This is a genomic window from Micromonospora endophytica (assembly GCF_003236305.1).
GTDB classification, from domain to species: domain Bacteria; phylum Actinomycetota; class Actinomycetes; order Mycobacteriales; family Micromonosporaceae; genus Micromonospora; species Micromonospora endophytica.
This window is the reverse complement of sequence record NZ_POTX01000547.1, coordinates 1-416: the sequence shown is the minus strand read 5'-3', so window position 1 is coordinate 416 and position 416 is coordinate 1. Positions and strand designations below refer to the sequence as shown.

The following is a 416-nucleotide window of genomic DNA, read 5'->3' as shown; positions in this document are numbered from 1 at the left end:
GGATGAGGGTGCCGTCCACGATCCACAGCCGGTCGGTGGCATCGGCCGGCCTGGGAGCGGGCTGCAAAGCGAGCAGCGGGCCAAGCCGCTGGATAATGCGGCATACGGTGGCCGGAGAGATCCCGAATAACGGCGCGAGCTGCCGCATGGTGAGGTTGGTGCGGTAATAGACGGCCACCAGGAGTACCCGATCGGCCAAGGGCAGGCACCACGGCCGGCCACCACCGGGACCGTTGCCGCCCCGCTCACGCACCACCCTCACCAGCCGTTCGAACCGGCCCATCCCCAGGCCAGTGAAGGTCTCCACCCACAAAGGATCAGCTCGTAACAGCCCGCCCATACACGAGAAATGCCCATCCCGCTCGCTTCTGCAACAGCCTTTAGAGGGGACGGGACAGAGGTCCATGGTTCTGGAC

General features: G+C 65.9%; 1 protein-coding gene. It reads right to left on the bottom strand.

Annotated features, from left to right (window positions below):
* Positions 1-340: helix-turn-helix domain-containing protein (locus C1I93_RS31030; RefSeq protein ID WP_146603634.1), on the bottom strand; the 340-nt coding region annotated here is incomplete at its 3' end.
* Positions 341-416: the final 76 nt, after the last annotated feature.